This is a genomic window from Microbulbifer sp. HZ11 (genome assembly GCF_000708675.1).
Classification (GTDB): Bacteria; Pseudomonadota; Gammaproteobacteria; order Pseudomonadales; family Cellvibrionaceae; genus Microbulbifer.
This window is the reverse complement of sequence record NZ_JELR01000002.1, coordinates 708079-726201: the sequence shown is the minus strand read 5'-3', so window position 1 is coordinate 726201 and position 18123 is coordinate 708079. Positions and strand designations below refer to the sequence as shown.

Genomic DNA, 18123 nt, shown 5'->3' with positions numbered 1-18123 from the left:
TCCCCTGAAAACCGTCAAATGACGTAGTCCTGTACCCCAATACGCGTATGGCTCCCCTGTCCGGTCGGTCGAATAATCGATAGCAACAAAAAATAACCAATCAGGGCCAAGACCAAGGGGAAACTTATGGAAAGGTTGTCAGGAGGTATGAGACTGGAAAGTGGTACCCAGTCGAATAAGTGGTATTTACGCAACGCGATTGCCGCGGCGGTAGTGGCTGGCAGTGCGGTGGCGACGCCGGCGCTGGCCAAGCAGTTTGAATCGGAAGGTGGGCAGACGTTCAGTATTGGGGCGGGGTTCCGCTCTCAGTTTCAGTCGGTGGAGGGGGATAGTGAATTTACCCTGCCGGATATCCGGGTGTATAGCTCGGGCCAGCTGAACGATACGGTGAAGTTTACTTTTAACCTGCAGCAGCGCGATAACGATACAGCGGATGTGCTGGATGCGATCGCTCAGTTTGAGTTTGCACCAGAGTTCAATATCTGGGTGGGGCGGATGTTGACGCCGGCGGACCGGATTGAGATGAGCGGCCCTTACTACGCGCTTTCCTGGAACCAGTATCGCCAGCCGCTCTACGCTTCCGACCAGGGTGGCCAGGCGGGGCTGATCGGGCGGGATGAGGGGATTACCTTCTGGGGTACCGCGGGCAAGTTTCAGTATGCGGCGGGCTCTTTTTACGGGGTGGACGGTTACAGCAACCAGGATGACAACCCGCTTTTTGCCGCGCGCTTTGCGTATAACTTCCTGAATATGGAATCCAACCCTGGCTACTACACCAGCTCTACCTACTACGGTGGCCTCGGTAATATTTTCACCCTGGCGCTTTCCCTGCAGAGCCAGGAAGACGGTGTGGGCTCTGAATTCGAAGCGAGGGATTTCTCCGGCTGGACCATCGACATGCTGTCGGAAACCGTACTCGGTGGCGGCGGTGTGGTGACCGTGGAAGCGGAATACAAAAGCTTCGATGCGGATTACACCCTGGCTTCCATGCCCACCACCGGAGACTGCTTCTGTCTGTTTGATGGCGAATCCGCTTTCGCCACTGCGGCCTACCTTTTCCCCAACGACGTTGGCCCGGGCAAGTTCCAGCCCTACCTGCGCCTGGTGGAAAACAGCCCTTCTGATGCCGCCAGTAGCAGCTCAACCGAGCTCGGCCTCAACTATGTGGTCAACGGCCACAACACCCGCCTCAATTTCAATTATGTCTCCGGCGATGCCAACGCCTCCGGCTACGCGGGCGCGGATGTGGATGTGTTAAGCCTCGGCATGCAGGTCCAGCTTTAAATCTACTGCGCGTGCGCCTGACGGCGTCCGGCGGTGCGCGGAATGCTCATGTATTAAAAATACACTCCGCTTCCTGTGCTCCGGCGGCCACCATCAGCCCCCCGCTCGCTACGATTTAAAAACCTTTAAAAGGAAAAGTTTATGAAACTCAAAAAATATTTTGCCGGTCTCGCCCTGGCCGCCGGTACCACTGTTATCAGCAGCGTGGCGCTGGCCGCGGAAACCATCAAGGTGGGAGTTCTGCACTCCCTCTCCGGCACCATGGCCATCAGTGAAACCACTCTGAAAGACACGGTACTGATGATGGTAGACGAGCAGAACCGCAAGGGCGGTCTGCTGGGCAAGAAACTGGAAGCAGTAGTGGTGGATCCAGCTTCAGACTGGCCACTGTTTGCAGAGAAAGCCCGCGAGCTGCTGACCAAAGAAAAAGTGGATGTGATCTTCGGTTGCTGGACTTCCGTATCCCGCAAATCTGTTCTGCCGGTGGTGGAAGAATTGAACGGACTGATGTTCTACCCGGTGCAGTACGAAGGCGAGGAGTCTTCCAGGAATGTGTTCTACACCGGTGCCTCTCCCAACCAGCAGGCGATCCCGGCGGTGGACTACCTGATGTCGGATCTGGAAGTGGAGCGCTGGGTGCTGGCGGGCACCGACTATGTGTATCCGCGTACCACCAACAAGATTCTGGAAGCCTATCTGGAAGCCTCCGGTGTGGCCAAGGAAGACATCATGATCAGCTACACCCCGTTTGGCCATTCCGACTGGCAGAGCATCGTGTCTGATATCAAGAAATTCGGCAGCGCCGGCAAGAAAACCGCGGTGGTCTCCACCATCAACGGCGATGCCAATGTGCCTTTCTACAAAGAGCTCGCCAACCAGGGCGTCAGTTCCGAAGACATTCCGGTAGTGGCTTTCTCCGTGGGTGAGGAAGAACTCTCCGGCATCGACACCGGCCCACTGGTAGGCCACCTGGCCGCTTGGAACTACTTTCAGGGCATTGATAGCGAAGCCAACGAGTACTTCGTACAGCAGTGGAAGAAATTCATTGGCGACGAAAAACGTGTAACCAACGATCCCATGGAAGCTACCTATATCGGTTTCAACATGTGGGCCAAGGCGGTGGAAAAAGCGGGTACCACCGATGTGGATTCCGTGGAGCAGGCGATGATCGGTATCGAGTTCCCGAACCTTACCGGTGGTGTGGCGAAGATGAACAAGAACCACCACCTGTCCAAGCCCGTATTTATCGGTGAGATTCAGGACGATGGCCAGTTCGAGGTGGTGTGGGAAACCGATGGCGTGGTTGCCGGCGATGCCTGGTCCGACTTCCTGCCGGGCTCCAAAGACCTGATTGCCGACTGGACGGCGCCGATCAAATGCGGCAACTACAACACCCAGTCCAAGGCCTGTAGCGGCCAGGCCCAGTAAGCTGAATGGCAAGCCGAACGGCAAGCTTACGGTTGAAACGTAAAAATGCGGAGAGTTTAGTGAAGGTTTTACTACTCAAGCTTTGGATGGCAGTAGCGGCGGTATTGCTGCTGCCAACCGGCAGTCCGCTGGCGCAACCCGAACCCACAGCACCCGCTGTGGGTTCTGTGCTCCAGCAGCTCCCAGGCGCCAGCCTGAAGAAAACCGGCGATCTGGTGCGACAGCTGGAGCAGGCCGGGGGTGCCGAGATGCGCCCTCTGTTTGAAGTGATGCTGGCCGGCGACCTCTATTATGTAAAAGAGAGCGGGCAGTTACTGCAGATTCAAAAAAACAGCGATGGTGCCCGCATGGGTATTTCGCTGTTTGAAGGCAAAAGTCTCGGGGAATTCAATTCCCGCGATATCAAAAAAGTACGGGTAAACAACCGTTTGCGCAGTCAGCTGCGCGACGCCATTGCCCGCATCGAACTGTTGCACGGCGATGAGGCGGCTCAAATAGCGGCGGTGCTCGCCATGCTGGACGATTTGAATGAACAGAATTTACGCCTGTTGCAAACCGCGCAACAGGCGGGGGTAAGCGCCGAGGTGAGCACGCTGATCGAACTGGCCGAGGCCATGGTTCAGTTGCGCACCAGCACCGATACCGCCGATCGACTCGCGGCCATTGAGGTGATGCAGGGGCGATTGGAGACACCGGTGCGCAATCAGCTACAGCGCCTGGTAAACAGCGATTCCGAACAGGATGTCGCGGTGGTGGCCGCCGCGCAAAAAGCACTGGATAAAATTTCCGGGCGCATGGAGTTTTACGGGCAGATGGAACAGCTGTTCTTCGGCCTGAGCCTGGGCTCGGTACTACTGCTTGCTGCCATCGGTCTCGCCATCACCTTCGGGGTGATGGGGGTGATCAATATGGCCCACGGCGAAATGATTATGCTGGGGGCCTATACCACCTATGTGATTCAACAGCTAATGCCAAACGCCATCGGCTATTCGCTGCTGGTTGCGGTGCCTGCGGCCTTTCTGGTTTCTGGCAGTGTGGGCGTGCTGATCGAGCGCGGAGTCATCCGACATTTACAGGGACGACCGCTGGAAACCCTGCTCGCCACCTTCGGTATCAGCCTGATCCTGCAGCAGGCGGTGCGCAGTATTTTCTCGCCGCTGAATATGCAGGTGGTTACCCCGGAGTGGATGAGTGGATCGCTGGCAATTAACCCGGTGTTTTCCATTACCTATAACCGCCTGTATATCCTGCTGTTTTCCCTCGCAGTGTTCGCCGCACTGGTGGCCATTCTGAAAAAATCTTCCCTGGGGCTGAATGTGCGCGCGGTATCCCAGAACCGGGATATGGCCAAAGCCATGGGTGTAAGAACGGAAATGGTCGATGCCATGACCTTCGGGCTCGGCTCCGGTATTGCGGGCGTTGCCGGTGTGGCGCTGTCGCAGTTGACCAACGTGGGGCCGAACCTCGGCCAGTCCTACATCATCGACTCGTTTATGGTGGTGGTATTCGGCGGTGTGGGCAATATGCTCGGCACTTTGGTGGGGGGCTTCTCCCTCGGTGTAGCGAATAAATTCCTCGAGCCTGCCACCGGTGCGGTGCTGGCGAATATTATTGTGTTGGTGTGCCTGATCCTGTTTATCCAGAAGCGGCCGAAAGGGCTGTTTCCCCAGCGCGGGAGGGCAGCAGAATGAGCACAGTAAAAACTGCCGCGCAACCCCTGTATCGCTGGTTTGCAGAATTCCGTCAACCCGGTCGCGGAACCTCATGGCTGGTGGGCGTGCTGCTGGTGGTTACCCTGGCCATGTCCGCCGCCAACCTGCTGTTGCCGCCGGAGTCTCCGCTCTATGTGAGCACCTACACCATCACCCTGATGGGCAAATACCTGTGCTTCGCCATGCTCGCCATGGCAGTGGATATTATCTGGGGTTACTGCGGCATTCTCAGTCTGGGACACGGGGCATTTTTCGCCCTCGGTGGCTACGGTATGGGTATGTACCTGATGCGCCAGATTGGCGACCGCGGTGTCTACGGCAATCCGGATCTGCCGGACTTTATGGTGTTCCTCAACTGGCAGGAATTGCCCTGGTACTGGTTCGGCATGGACCAGTTCTGGTTCGCAGTATTGGTGGCACTGGCGATTCCGGGCTTGCTGGCCTTTGTGTTCGGATGGCTAGCATTCCGCTCGCGGGTGACCGGCGTCTATCTGTCGATCATGACCCAGGCGCTGACCTACGCGCTGATGCTGGCGTTTTTCCGCAATGAAATGGGCTTTGGCGGTAACAACGGCCTCACGGACTTCAAGGATATTCTCGGCTTTGACCTGCAGGCGGATAGCACCCGGGTGGCGCTGTTGCTGGTTACAACCCTATTGCTGGTAATTGCTTTTCTGACCAGCCGCGCCATTGTCCAGTCGCGTCTGGGCCGCGTAATCGTCGCGGTGCGCGACTCCGAGGCGCGCGCGCGCTTTCTCGGCTACCGCACCGAACGCTACAAGGTTTGGCTGTTTGTCTACTCTGCGCTGATCGCCGCCGTGGCCGGAATGCTGTATGTACCCCAGGTGGGCATTATCAATCCCGGTGAATTCTCCCCGCTCAATTCCATCGAGGTAGTGGTGTGGGTGGCCGTGGGTGGTCGCGGCACCTTGTACGGTGCGATTGTCGGCGCGCTGCTGGTGAACTACGCGAAAACCCGTTTTACCGCACTGATGCCGGATGCCTGGCTGTTCGCGCTCGGCGCCCTGTTTGTAGTGGTCACCGTATATCTGCCGCGCGGTCTGGCAGGTCTGTTTGATCGCTTTACCAGCAAGAACGCTGAAACGGCCTGGCCGGAGCGAGCGAAAGAAAGCAATGGCGGGTTATCCACAGCGGAGGTAAGCGCATGAACAGCCTGAATCAAATTACCGAACAGGCGCGGGAAGTGATGCGCCGGGATACCACCTGGCCGTTTCTGGTGCCGCGCAAGCGCTCGGTGAATGTGTCGAAAAATGTGATTCTCTATCTCGAGGGGCTGAATGTCAGCTTCGACGGTTTTCAGGCGCTGAATAATCTGAACCTGTATGTAAACGATGGCGAACTGCGCTGCCTGATCGGCGCCAACGGCGCCGGCAAAACCACCTTGATGGATGTGATTACCGGCAAGACTCAGTGCGATAGTGGCAGTGCCTGGTTCGGCCAGAACATCGACCTGCTGGCCCACGATGAAGCGGAGATTGCCCAGCTGGGTATCGGCCGCAAATTTCAGAAGCCCACGGTATTTGAAGCGCACACGGTATTTCACAACCTGGAGCTTTCGCTGCAGGGCGCCAAGGGCGTATGGCGTGCGCTGACCGCCACATTGTCTGGCAGTGAACGCGATCGCATAGATGAAGTACTGGAAATTATCGGACTGGAAAAATCCCGTCATCAGCTGGCCGGGGCACTGTCCCACGGTCAGAAGCAGTGGCTGGAAATCGGTATGTTGTTGGCCGCGGAGCCGCGCCTGCTACTGGTGGATGAACCCGTGGCGGGAATGACCGCCGAGGAAAGCGAACGCACCGCGGAGCTGCTCACTTCCCTTGCCGGCAAGCACACGGTCATCGTGGTGGAGCACGATATGGAGTTTGTGCGCAGTATTGCGCGCACTGTAACGGTACTGCACCAGGGTTCGGTGCTCGCCGAGGGCACCATGGATCAGGTACAGAATAACCGCGACGTTATTGAGGTTTATCTGGGAGAGGAAGCATGATCCGGATCGAAAAGCTCAACCAGAAATACGGCGGCACCCAGATCCTGTGGGATCTGGACCTGGATATCGCACAGGGTTCCTGTACCTGCATTATGGGGCGCAATGGCGCGGGGAAAACCACATTGTTGAAATGCCTGATGGGATTATTGCCGGCCAGCGATGGGCGTATTCTGTATGAAGGAAATCCCATCGAGGGCAGTCCTGCGCAGGCGCGGGCCAAACTGGGTATCGGCTATGTGCCCCAGGGGCGGGATATTTTTCCGCTGCTGACCGTGGAGGAAAATCTGCAGATCGGTTTGCCCGCGCGCAGGGATGGACTGAAAAAAATCCCGGAACGGATCTTTGAACTCTTCCCTGTATTGAAAGATATGCTGCATCGCCGCGGCGGTGACCTGTCCGGCGGTCAGCAACAGCAGCTCGCCATTGGCCGCGCGCTGGTGATCGCCCCCAAAGTACTGATCCTCGACGAACCCAATGAAGGTATCCAGCCCAACATCGTTCGTCAGATTGGCGAGGTGGTAACGAAGCTCAATGAGGAGGACGGGCTGACGGTGATTCTGGTGGAGCAGAAGCTGGGCTTTGCGCGCAGAGTCGGCAAGGAGTTTCGTTTGATGCAGAAGGGAGCTGTGGTTGCAGCGGATAAAATGGCGAACCTGAATGATGAATTGATTCGCCAGTACCTGGCCGTATAAATTCCGTTATCTCTATTTTACCTGAGTACCTGCAGGTACTCGCTTTTCCCGTAATAATGGAATTCTTCCAGCGCGCTGTACGCCAGCTTGATGACATGGTCGTCGTCACTGTGCAGCGCCTTTTCCACAATCTCCGTCTGGCGTTGTGAGATGGCGCTCACTTCACTCTTCTCTACGGGCTGAATGTTTTTCGGTCCGGTACTCAAATACGCAATCACCAGCCCCTGCCAGAAATAGCGCAGTGCCTCCTCGCGATTGTCGCAGTAGGGCAGGATCAAACGCAACGCGTGACAGCCGGTTACGCCGTGGAGCAGGGTAAAATCGCCGGTACCGAGATAAGCGTGTATGGCGACATCCGCAATATCCTCCAGCGCTATCGACTGTGGCTGGATAGGAGTATCCATCCAACCCGGTTGTCCGGTAACCGATTGCATATGGTCGGCGATATTGCCGGGAGCGAGGGGAATATCTGCAAATTTATTGCCAACCGATGTGAGTATTTCACTGGCTGAAGCCGCGACCTTTTCGTTGCTACTGCCCAGCTCGTGGTAATCCAGCGTCCAGTACGCGAGCCCCATGGCCACTTCTTCCAGGTGACGGGCGTCTACGCCGTAGGCGGTGCGGATCAGACCGTGAAAAGCGGCAGTAGAAATGGAGGGTAGCAGCGGTGGCAGTTCCTGCTGCAGGCACTTGGCAATACCTAATTGCCTGAGTTGCCGCTCGTAGTAATTGAGTACGCTGGGAAATAGATCCTCGCGATTGCGCCCCCGGGCGGGGTCTGCAATCTGCTCTACCGGGCTGGCCGGACGCGGTTGCAGGTGCGGTACGCTGCGATCAAAGGTGTACTTGAGCCGTAACGGAGCTGCACCCAGCCGGTCCAGTGCAATCAACACCATCGGCAGATGATTCGCTAGGTGATCGCCGTAACGCACGTGATACCGGCTACCGGCCTCCAGTAACTCCACGCAGTGTCGGGTGATGCTCACATTGTCTTCCTTCGGTCGAAATTTCGCCGTTCTCTGGATTTTCCTGCATTTTCAATAGTTTATGTTGGCGTGCTGCGCCTCTCCAAGTCTGTGGTTTGGATAAACTGTGATCTGGCAAACAATAATATTGTCCAACAAATAGAGTTTTGCTAGCGTATAGGCTCTTCGGGCCTAGATGTACGAAGAAAACAAAAATAAATGAATAAAAATGTGATGAGAGGGAAACGCCTTGAATATCAAGTACTTGATAGGCTTAGTCCTGCTCGCCAGTCTGGCGGGTTGCGACAATGGTTCCAGTAGCGATTCGGATACCAACCCACCTGATGTTGTGGTTCCTGAGCCAGAACCCGAACCCGAACCAGAACCCGAGCCAGAACCCGAGCCAGAACCCGAGCCAGAACCCGAGCCAGAACCAGAACCAGAGCCCGAACCCGAAACAGGCCCCAATTTCGCCCGCGGTAGCCTGGGTGATAACGACTCTGTTCCTGCCATCAATTGCGATACCACAGTAAACAGTACTTCCGAGCTGGAAGACGCGGTCAGTTATGACATGGCTGCAGGCACTACCGTATGTCTCGCTGCCGGTGAATACACCGGTCTTGAGCTGAGCTTCGGTGGTATGGGTACCGAAGAAGCCCCCATCACCGTTGCTGCAGCGGAGTCTGGTGCGGTCACCATCGGTGGTGAAGTCAGCGTCAACATGAGCGGTGAATATGTGGTGCTGCAGGGCTTCGTCTTCAAAGATGGCACTTCTGCAAATAGTGACCTGATCCAGACTCGTGGTAACAGCAATACCCCTTGCAACAATTGCCGAATCACCGAAATATCCATTGTCGATTTTGACGTGGATAGCGAGGATTCCGGCAAATGGGTGCATATCTACGGTGCCAATAACCGCGTGGATCACAGCTGGTTTGCCGGCAAAACCACCCGCGGCGCGCTGTTGGTGGTGGATCGCTGGCTGGATACCGAAGGCGGTATGACTGTGGAAACCATGGAGGTGGACCGCGCGACCATCGACCACAACTACTTTGGCGATCGTCCGCCGGTGAACGGTAAAGCTTATGCCGATAATGATGACAACGAATACGAAGCGATTCGTATCGGCACCAGTGACTCCCACAAAGGCGACTCATTCTCCACCGTAGAGTACAACTACTTCGAGCGTATTCAGGGCGAAGCGGAAGTCATTTCCAATAAGTCTGGCAATAACACCATTCGCAATAACACCGTGCGTGACAGCTATGGTTCCATCACCACTCGTCACGGTTCCAGTGCCACCATCAGCGGCAACTTTATTCTGGGCGACGATCACCCGTTTGCCGGAGGGCTGCGTGTTGTGGATGACGGTCATACCATCGTCAACAACTACATTCAGGGGGCGCGTTATCTGAGTACCTTGCACCACGGTGGCATTGTGCTGATGGGCTCCGACGGTAGTGAGACGAACGGCTATCAGCAGGTCGAAAATGTTTTCGTTGCCCACAATACCATTGTGGATAGCGTGAACAGCCTGAATGTCGATGGCGGCGGCAAGTCTGCGAACCCACAAAATATCTATCTGCACAACAACATTATTGTCGATGCCGTTGGTCCGGTGATTGTGCAGGCGGCCGACGGTATGCCGTCCAACTCAGTGATCGGTGGTAACGTCTTCTACGGTGGTGCTTTCTCCGATAGCGAGGCACTGTCGTCTGTTGAGGGTATTACCTTTGCCGACGCACAGTTGGCAGCCGACGCGCGCGGTATTTTCCGTCCGGACGGCAGCGTCAATCTGGCGGCCGTCAGCGGGCTGGAAAGTGGCGGCTTCGGAGCGGTGACCGTGGATATGGATGGTCAAATGCGCAGTGAAAGCACCCTCGCCGGTGCAGACGAAGTGTCTGATGGCGCTGTCACTACAGGTGTTCTGACTTATGAGGATGTGGGTCCGATCAACTACACCCCGCCCATGAGTCGCGGCTTTGTCAAACAGGTAGCACTCGCCAACCACGATTTCGACAACGGCCTCGACGGTTGGACCAACAACGGCGCAGTACTGGCCACTGACCCTGCGGAAGTATTCTCTCGTGGCAGCAGCATCAAGCTGGATTCCCCGTCAGCGAGTGTTTCCCAGACCGTCACTCTGGAACCCAATACCAACTACACCCTGTCTGCCTTTGTAAAAGGGCACGCGAAACTGCAGGTGGTGATGGGCGAGGAAACCGTCAGTGGCGACCTGAGTAGCACCGACCAGTACCGGTTCGCCAGCGTGACCTTTAATTCCGGCGATGCCACCAGTGCAGAAATCTTCGCATTGATTGACGACGATGTTGCGAGTGAAGCCGCGATCGTGAATCCGAACTTCGACAATGGACAGGATGGCTGGGACGTGTACGAAGGCACTGGAATCGGCCAGGTTCAGGATTCCAGCAATTCGGCCAGCGGTGCCGATGGCTCCATCAAGTTTAAGTACAACGCAGATGATTTTGGCACTCCGGCGGACCCGAGTATTTCGCAAACCGTCAGTGTCGTCGCCAATACCGATTACACCCTGTCCATGTACATTCTGGAAAAGAATGGCTATGACGCAAAAGTGAAATTCGGTGTGAAAGGTGCCGATGGCTCGACGGTTGTCGCAGAAAAAGTATCGGATTACAGCCTGCTGGATGAAGCGCTGGAGGGCGACGACAGTTTCCGTCCCGACACCATCCAGTTCAATAGCGGTAGCAACACCTCACTGACCATCTTTGCTGAATACCAGGGAGATGGAAGTGAAGTGCGTGTGGACGATTTCAAGCTGGCGTTTGAAGGCGCACCTGCGGCCGATGCTGTGGTTCTGTTTGACAGCTTCCGCCTGGTTTCTCACAAGAGCGGAGAGTAATAGGTTGGCCGCGGTCACCACCGTGATGGCAGCGGCCACATCACTGGATACACAATGCACCCTTGCTATCGGGAGCATCCAATGAATTTATGGAAGCGAGGTGAGCTGGATATTCTCTGGGTCTGGGGGGCGCTGTTGCTTGCGACCTCTGCCTGGGAAGCATTTCAGTAAAACCATCAAAAAAGCCGGCGTACGCCGGCTTTTTTTTTGGCCCCCGGGGGGATTATTCATTATTACCAAGGCGGTGTTTGTGGCTTTCCATTAGTGAGATGCTGGATTGCCGCGCTTTTTCTGCATCGCCAGCCATAATCGCTTCGTAAATCTGACGGTGCTCCTCGATACACACACCGCCCTCCTTGGATGAAAATTGAATAAACCACTTCAGCATAGCAGCCATCACATTGCCGAAGGGGATAAAAAAACTGTTTCCGGTGGCGAGAAAAATAATTCGGTGGAATTGGGTGTCGACCTCGGTCCAGAGGGTTTGGTCAAAGCGCTGTGCAATCGTATCCATCTGCCGGAAGACTGCTGTTAATTCTGCGCGGTGCTCAGGGGTCGCGCGAATTGCCGCGAGCGCAGTTGCCTGAGGCTCAATAGATCGCCGTAGTTCCAGAAACTGGCGGTACACATTTTCTGTAGTTTCTATGTCTGCGAGCCATTCAAGTAGCTGCGCATCGAGGAAATTCCACTGGGTCTCGTTACATACCCGGGTCCCCACTTTGGGCTTCGATTCCAGCATGCCCTTGGATTTGAGCAGTTTTATCGCCTCCCGTAGTACAGTGCGACTCACGCCAAACTGGGTACAAAGGTACACTTCACCAGGAATGATCTCACCCTGGGGAAGGTCACCGGAAAGGATTTTTTGCGCGATTTCCCTGGCAATCTGAATGTTCAGGCTGCGGCTGGTCTCGGTAATCAGCTGGAATTGCGCGGTCATCGGTCGCTCGTATCTGGTCGGGATATGGGCGAAGATTGTATAGACAATCTCGGGCGTAAGAAACTCAAGTGTGCGATTACGGCGTTGCGGTTCTGGGGTTGAACACGGATGCACTCCAGAATCCTTGGTCGTGCTCATCGAACAATAGCTCTGCCTCGGTATGAATGGGAAGAAGTGCGCGGTCAACGCACCTCCACCCGATCGCCCAAGTGTATGGTCGCCATGGGCTGGTCGGAAAATGCTGGTGCCAGGTTCATGCCGAAGTAAATCTGCCCGTCTTCCCCGCGTCGGTAACTGGCCAGTGTGCGCAGCGGTTCTTTCTGGGCGCGGCCAGTGAACGGGTGTAACCCGGGAATGGCGCAGCGGGCGCAGGGGTGAGTGCAATCGAATACCAGTGGTCCATCATGGGTATGAACGGTCAGTGTTTTCCAGTGATCTTCGGCAAAAGGCTCGCAACCACTTACCACCAGATTGGGGCGAAAACGCAGCATGGATACAGGCTCAGCCAGGCGACTGTTGAGATCGTCAAGCGACGCCTGGCTGATAACCAGTAAAGGCGCCGCATCCGCAAAGCCCACCTGGCGGTCCTGGCGAGGAACCTCCAGTGGCCGCCGGAACTCCTCTCCCATGGTCACTAAACGCACAGGTGACTGTAATTGCTCACTCAGCCACCGAGCGGCGTCCGCGCCCGCATCCCTTGCGACGACATCATCATTCCATACGGTCACCCTACAGCGTTCGGCATTTGAGCCAGGATGATCGACTTCAAAACGTTCTCCATGCATGTTTTCCAGCAGTAGGCCCTTGGTGGTGACCGTTGCCTTTAATTGGGCCATGGCGCGGGTGCGGCGCTGAGTGACGAACTGGTTGTCGGCATCGACCAGCATCCAGCGGCGATCGTTCACTGCGCCAAAGTTGTCCAGAGGAAGAGACTTGGTCTTGTGTCCCTGTAAGGATTTGACGGGAAAATGGTAGAGCGCGGATATTTCCACAGTGGGCTCCAGGTTAGGGGAAGCGAGCTTTCGATGGGCAGTAACTTGCCTGCTTTATCTTGCCGGCGTAATGGTACAAGCGGCGGCCACCAAGTCCTATCCGAAAGTGCCCACTCGCGCTGCACCGCCCGTCTGGCGCAGTGAGCGGTCCAGTGTGATCAGAGAAAAAGGTGGTAGTATCCCCTGTCATATACGAGAAGAATAAACGGGAGTCGAGACGGCGATGTCTTTGGCGAGGTGGATCTGGGGGGTAGCACTGGTTTGTGCCTCAGTTTGTGGCTGGGGAAAACCGCTCGTTGTCGGCAGTGAGCAACCGCTCCAGGCACTTGCTCCGCACCTTCGCATACTGGTTGATACGCAGCGCAGCCTGACATTTCCTGAGGTTGTGGGGCCGCAGTTCTCCGGGCAGTGGCAGAGCATTGACGGGGATGGAAACAACTTCGGGTTCAGCGACGCTGCTTACTGGGTGGCGGTCACCTTACACAATCCTACCGCGTCGCCGCTCGGGCTGATATTCCGCCAGGATTATCCACTCATCGACCACCTGGATTTCTGGCAGCCGGCCGGCAACGGCGACTGGTCACATACCGCAACCGGTGATCGCCGCAAGTTTGACTCCCGTCCGGTAAATCTGCGGGATTTCGTATTTCCCGTCACTGTGCCGGCCAACACCACCCAGACCTTCTATTTTCGCTATCAGACGGCGGGTTCGATGAATATCGGGCTCAGTATCAGCAGTGAAACCACCTTTCTGCCACAGCTTGCGAAAGAGCAGTTATTGCTTGGGATCTATTACGGTGGATTCCTGGTACTGGTTGTTTACAACCTGTTTCTATTTTTGGCTGTACGTGATCGCGCTTATGCTTTTTATATGGGGTATGCCATCTGCTACGGGCTTTATTTTGGGGTGCACAATGGGGTTTCCTATCAGTACCTATGGCCGGGAAATCCGTGGCTGGCTAACCAGAGCCTGGTGGCGCTGCTTGGTCTTACCCTGATTTTCGGTATCCAGTTTGTGCGCACCGTGTGCGCGGGCCCGCGACTGGCTCCGCGCACTGATGTTCTCGCGCGCGTTTTGCTGTACGCCCTTTTTCCGTTGACTGCCATATCGCCGTTTGTCAGCTACGGCCCCATGATTCTGACATTGGCGATTCTGACCCTAGTGCTTTCAATCCTGTTTATGGTGATGGGGGTAGTCAGTCTGCTGCGGGGTTCGGTGCCCGCGCGGTATTTTCTTGTGGGATGGGCAGCGTTACTGGTCAGCGTGGTTGTATATATGCTGAAAACATTCGGCCTGCTGCCGCACAACAGTATTACCCACAACGCGTTTCAGGTAGGCGCACTGGTTGAGATGGTATTGCTCTCTCTCGCCCTGGGTGCGAGAGTCGGCGAGATTCAGCGGCACGGTTATACCGATCAATTAACCACGCTGTTCAATCGCCGCTACTTCGACGAACAATTACCCAAAGAATTTGCATTCACCTCGCGTAACGGCACCTCATTGGCTCTTCTGATTATCGACCTGGATCACTTCAAGATGATTAATGACCGTTTAGGGCATGTGCGGGGTGATGCCGCTCTCGCCGCGGTAGGGCAGTTGATCAGAAAGCAGGTGCGGAAGCCGGTGGTGGCCTGTCGTTACGGCGGTGAAGAGTTTGCTATCCTCTTGCCGCGCACGAACCGGGAGCAGGCGGTGGAAGTAGCGGAGCGTTTGCGCCAGTCAGTAGCGGGCCTCAACCTGAAGGATATTTCACTGACCGTGAGTATTGGCGTAGCGGCCAGCGAGCAAGACAACTACGCGTCCGCCATTCAGTTGTTTGAGGCCGCAGACGGCGCTTTGTATCGTGCAAAGCATGCGGGCCGCAATCGTGTGGAACTGGCGCCACTCAACCCGGAAAACGGGGCAACGCAACCGGCTTTTGTCGCGGCGACTTCTTAGGTCGGGGCGTTTAGTCCGGTGTCGTTCCTGTTCAGTGCCTGTGTCGCTTGATTGTACAAGCGGGCCATCTCTCATTACCGGCAAGCGTCAGCGCAACAGGAGGCGTTCCCCAATCGGAAAAAACTGATTGGCCGCGCTGATGAGGGATGTCGATGTTTGCGGGGCAACGCCGTATACCTCCACAGTTTTTCCGCGCCCGGTTCGTAACGTCTCCACCAGCAGGTCAAAGTCCCCATCCCCGGAAACCAGTACGATCACATCGGCTGCGGCGCTCCGCTCCAGAGCATCGATGGTGATTCCCACATCCCAGTCGCCTTTGGCAGAACCATCGGAGCGCTGGATAAAAGGTTTCAGTTTCACCTCGAAGCCGATGGCTCTGAGAATATTCTGGAATTCCCGCTGCTTTTTATCCCCACGGTCGATAGCGTAGGCGGCGGCGTAGATCACCTCCCGCCCCTCGGTAGCCTGGGCCCAGAATGCGTTGTAATCAAAGTTGCGTTGAAATGCCTGGCGCGCGGTGTAATACACATTCTGGACATCAACAAAGATCGCGACTTTTTGCATGCCTGTGGCACCGTACCGGTTTGGAGAAATGGAGCATTCTGATTCTTTTGCAAGGAAATTGTTAGAGGCTATCGCGTTGATATCCGTGGACTATAAGCGGAGTAACTTTAATTGCTACTGTTTATTGGGGCAATAATAACATCCAATTTCAAGGTGATTGTGTGGGCCTATAGGATTCAGTTGTCCGATAGATTATGCCGTAAGGAACGCAATCCAATGCTCAAGAAATCCCTTTCACTGGCCGTCGCCCTGTCGACTGCCCTCTCTGTCAACGCGAACGCAGCACCTTCTGGCGAGCCGATGTCCAACCAGGACTGGTGGCCCAACCGCATTGACCTGCAACCTCTGCGAATGAATGCGGAAAAGTCGAACCCCATGGGCGCCGACTTCGACTACGCGGAAGCGTTCAGCAAGCTGGATCTCGATGCTGTCAAGAAAGACATCGAGCAGGTGCTCACCACATCTCAGGACTGGTGGCCGGCCGACTACGGTCACTATGGCCCTTTCTTCATTCGTATGGCCTGGCACAGTGCCGGGACCTACCGTGTGTACGATGGTCGCGGTGGTGCCGGCGGTGGTCAGCAGCGGTTTGAACCGCTGAATAGTTGGCCCGACAACGTCAGCCTGGATAAGGCTCGTCGTCTGCTGTGGCCGGTAAAGCAGAAATATGGCAACGCTATTTCCTGGGCCGACCTGATGGTGCTGGCCGGCAATGTGTCCCTGGAATCCATGGGTTTCGAGACGTTTGGTTACGCCGGTGGCCGTGAGGACGATTGGGAAGCCGATGTTGTCTACTGGGGTTCTGAGCGCGAGTGGTTGGGCAATGATAAGCGCTTTGATGGGGGCAAGCTGGAGAAGCCATTGGCGGCAGACCACATGGGGCTTATCTACGTCAACCCGGAAGGCCCCAACGGTAATCCAGACCCGGTTGCTGCGGGTCACCGTATTCGCGATACCTTTGCCCGCATGGCCATGAGTGATGAAGAAACCGTGGCTCTGATTGCCGGGGGGCATACCTTCGGCAAGGCGCACGGTGCGCACAAGCCGGAGAAGTGTATTGGTGCGGCGCCCGGTGATGCGCCTATCGAGCAGCAGGGGTTCGGCTGGGAAAATAAATGTGGCAAGGGCCACTCGGAAGACACGGTGACCTCAGGATTGGAGGGTGCCTGGTCAGCAAACCCGATCGCCTGGAGCTCCCAGTTTCTCGACAACCTGTTCGGATTTGAATGGGTGAAAACCAAGAGCCCGGCGGGCCACACCCAGTGGGAACCCGAAAATGCGGAACAGGTGAAATTTGTCCCCGATGCACACGTCGACGGCAAACGACATGCGCCAATGATGTTTACCACGGATCTCTCGATGCGTTTTGATCCGAAGTACAAAGAGATTGCCGAGCGTTTCCACAAGAATCCGGATGAGTTCCAGCAGGCCTTTGCCAAAGCCTGGTTCAAGCTCACTCACCGCGACCTGGGTCCGCGTGCGCGCTATCTGGGAGATGAGGTGCCGGCGGAAGTTCTGAGCTGGCAGGACCCGATCCCGGAAGTGGATTTCAAGCTGGTGGACGATCGTGATGTTCAGCGCCTGAAAGCGCAAGTACTGGATAGTGGTCTCACGGTTCCAGAGCTGGTACGCACTGCCTGGGCATCCGCATCTTCTTTCCGTATTACCGACATGCGTGGTGGCGCCAACGGTGCGCGTATTCGCCTTGCTCCGCAGAAGGATTGGGCGGTAAACAACCCACAGGAACTGGATAAGGTTTTGACTGGGTTGGAGGCTATTCAACAGGACTTTAACCGCAAGGCACGCGGCGGCAAAAAGATCTCAATGGCAGACATGATCGTGCTTGCAGGAGCGGCGGCGATCGAGCAGGCGGCGAAGCAGGCTGGCTATGAGGTGCGCGTACCGTTCAAGCCGGGCCGCAACGATGCCACCCAGGAAATGACCGATGTTCAGTCCTTCGGCTATCTGGAGCGCAAGGCAGACGGTTTCCGTAACTACTACAGCGAGGAAGCGCACCTTGCGCCGGTGGATATGCTGATCGATAACGCCAACCTGCTGGACCTGAGCGTGCCGGAGATGACCGTTCTGGTCGGTGGTATGCGTACCCTGGGGGCCAACTACAACGGCAGTAAGCACGGTGTGTTTACCGACAAGCCGGGCACCCTCAGCAACGACTTTTTCGTGAATCTGCTGAGCATGGACACCAAATGGTCCAAGTCTGACCGCGAGAAGGGGCTGTACGAGGGTAAGGATCGCAGCACCGGCGAACTCAAGTGGACTGCCACCCCGGTGGATCTGATTTTCGGGTCCAACTCCGAACTGCGGGCGGTCGCTGAAATGTACGCAACCAATGACAACGACGAAAAGTTTGTCAATGATTTCGTTCAAGCGTGGACCAAGGTAATGACACTTGACCGCTTCGATCTCAAGTAACCCAGACCCTCACAGGGTGAATCTGCACGGATAGCGTATCGCCACAATCAGGACGTGGCAATTGACAAGGGCAGCCATCGGCTGCCCTTTTTCGATGCATATGGAATGGCTGCGCTGTCATTTTGCAGGCCTGCAGGAAGGTTGTGATAGTATTTCTGAACCTGTTCAGCAGGCGTAGCAGAGCTGGTGGCAAGGCACAATAATGAAAAGTGTGGGCTGCTGCGGAAGATTTGATTTCACTGGGTTAGGTTTTCGGATGAAACTGATCGGTGCTCTCCTGTGCTG

13 protein-coding genes are annotated in these 18123 nt (G+C 55.9%); 9 read left to right on the top strand and 4 right to left on the bottom strand.

What is annotated here, in order from left to right; genetic code table 11:
- The first annotated feature begins 147 nt into the window (after positions 1–147).
- From AU11_RS10750 to urtE, 6 genes are all read left to right on the top strand, one after another.
- Positions 148–1284, top strand: coding sequence for a hypothetical protein (locus tag AU11_RS10750; RefSeq protein ID WP_043319313.1), 1137 nt, complete (start codon positions 148–150; stop codon positions 1282–1284).
- Between the two features lie 141 nt (positions 1285–1425).
- The gene (gene urtA / locus AU11_RS10745) at positions 1426–2712 is read left to right on the top strand and encodes an urea ABC transporter substrate-binding protein (protein ID WP_043319312.1); all 1287 of its coding nucleotides are present in this window, start codon (positions 1426–1428) and stop codon (positions 2710–2712) included.
- A gap of 59 nt (positions 2713–2771) precedes the next feature.
- A complete protein-coding gene (urtB, locus tag AU11_RS10740; protein WP_231491848.1) occupies positions 2772–4403 on the top strand; it encodes an urea ABC transporter permease subunit UrtB in 1632 nt (543 codons plus the stop codon).
- Positions 4400–5593, top strand: coding sequence for an urea ABC transporter permease subunit UrtC (urtC, locus tag AU11_RS10735; protein ID WP_051687181.1), 1194 nt, complete (start codon positions 4400–4402; stop codon positions 5591–5593). Before urtB ends, urtC begins: the two co-directional genes overlap by 4 nt.
- A gap of 38 nt (positions 5594–5631) precedes the next feature.
- A complete protein-coding gene (gene urtD, locus AU11_RS10730) occupies positions 5632–6435 on the top strand; it encodes an urea ABC transporter ATP-binding protein UrtD (RefSeq protein ID WP_197023857.1) in 804 nt (267 codons plus the stop codon).
- Positions 6432–7127 carry an urea ABC transporter ATP-binding subunit UrtE gene (urtE, locus tag AU11_RS10725; RefSeq protein ID WP_043319308.1) on the top strand — a complete coding sequence of 232 codons (696 nt, stop codon included), beginning with the start codon at positions 6432–6434 and terminating at the stop codon, positions 7125–7127. Before urtD ends, urtE begins: the two co-directional genes overlap by 4 nt.
- 17 nt (positions 7128–7144) lie before the next feature.
- On the opposite strand, the gene AU11_RS10720 is transcribed toward urtE, so the two are convergent.
- Complete coding sequence (locus AU11_RS10720) at positions 7145–8113, bottom strand: questin oxidase family protein (protein WP_043319305.1); 969 nt, start codon at positions 8111–8113, stop codon at positions 7145–7147.
- Positions 8114–8342: 229 nt separating this feature from the next.
- Here AU11_RS10720 and AU11_RS10715 point away from each other — a divergent pair, with 229 nt between their 5' ends.
- Positions 8343–10973: a chondroitinase-B domain-containing protein gene (locus AU11_RS10715; protein WP_043319304.1), complete on the top strand. Its 2631-nt coding sequence runs from the start codon at positions 8343–8345 to the stop codon at positions 10971–10973.
- Between the two features lie 223 nt (positions 10974–11196).
- On the opposite strand, the gene AU11_RS10710 is transcribed toward AU11_RS10715, so the two are convergent.
- Positions 11197–12096: a FadR/GntR family transcriptional regulator gene (locus AU11_RS10710; protein WP_197023822.1), complete on the bottom strand. Its 900-nt coding sequence runs from the start codon at positions 12094–12096 to the stop codon at positions 11197–11199.
- Positions 12093–12902 carry an MOSC domain-containing protein gene (locus AU11_RS10705; RefSeq protein WP_043319300.1) on the bottom strand — a complete coding sequence of 270 codons (810 nt, stop codon included), beginning with the start codon at positions 12900–12902 and terminating at the stop codon, positions 12093–12095. Before AU11_RS10705 ends, AU11_RS10710 begins: the two co-directional genes overlap by 4 nt.
- Positions 12903–13125: 223 nt before the next feature.
- Here AU11_RS10705 and AU11_RS10700 point away from each other — a divergent pair, with 223 nt between their 5' ends.
- Complete coding sequence (locus AU11_RS10700) at positions 13126–14841, top strand: diguanylate cyclase (RefSeq protein ID WP_081848064.1); 1716 nt, start codon at positions 13126–13128, stop codon at positions 14839–14841.
- Between the two features lie 87 nt (positions 14842–14928).
- On the opposite strand, the gene AU11_RS10695 is transcribed toward AU11_RS10700, so the two are convergent.
- On the bottom strand, positions 14929–15405 hold the full coding sequence (locus AU11_RS10695) for an NYN domain-containing protein (protein ID WP_043319298.1): 477 nt from the start codon (positions 15403–15405) through the stop codon (positions 14929–14931).
- A gap of 216 nt (positions 15406–15621) precedes the next feature.
- Between AU11_RS10695 and katG the strand changes: the two genes are divergently transcribed.
- Positions 15622–17838 carry a catalase/peroxidase HPI gene (gene katG / locus AU11_RS10690; RefSeq protein WP_043319296.1) on the top strand — a complete coding sequence of 739 codons (2217 nt, stop codon included), beginning with the start codon at positions 15622–15624 and terminating at the stop codon, positions 17836–17838.
- Positions 17839–18123 lie beyond the last annotated feature (285 nt).

Bases quoted from the DNA above. Each gene is read 5' to 3' on its own strand.
- AU11_RS10750 (WP_043319313.1), top strand. From the start codon at position 148: ATGAGACTGGAAAGTGGTACCCAGTCGAATAAGTGGTATTTACGCAAC.
- urtA (WP_043319312.1), top strand. From the start codon at position 1,426: ATGAAACTCAAAAAATATTTTGCCGGTCTCGCCCTGGCCGCCGGTACC.
- urtC (WP_051687181.1), top strand. From the start codon at position 4,400: ATGAGCACAGTAAAAACTGCCGCGCAACCCCTGTATCGCTGGTTTGCA.
- urtD (WP_197023857.1), top strand. From the start codon at position 5,632: ATGCGCCGGGATACCACCTGGCCGTTTCTGGTGCCGCGCAAGCGCTCG.
- urtE (WP_043319308.1), top strand. From the start codon at position 6,432: ATGATCCGGATCGAAAAGCTCAACCAGAAATACGGCGGCACCCAGATC.
- AU11_RS10700 (WP_081848064.1), top strand. From the start codon at position 13,126: ATGTCTTTGGCGAGGTGGATCTGGGGGGTAGCACTGGTTTGTGCCTCA.
- AU11_RS10695 (WP_043319298.1), bottom strand. From the start codon at position 15,405: ATGCAAAAAGTCGCGATCTTTGTTGATGTCCAGAATGTGTATTACACC.
- katG (WP_043319296.1), top strand. From the start codon at position 15,622: ATGCTCAAGAAATCCCTTTCACTGGCCGTCGCCCTGTCGACTGCCCTC.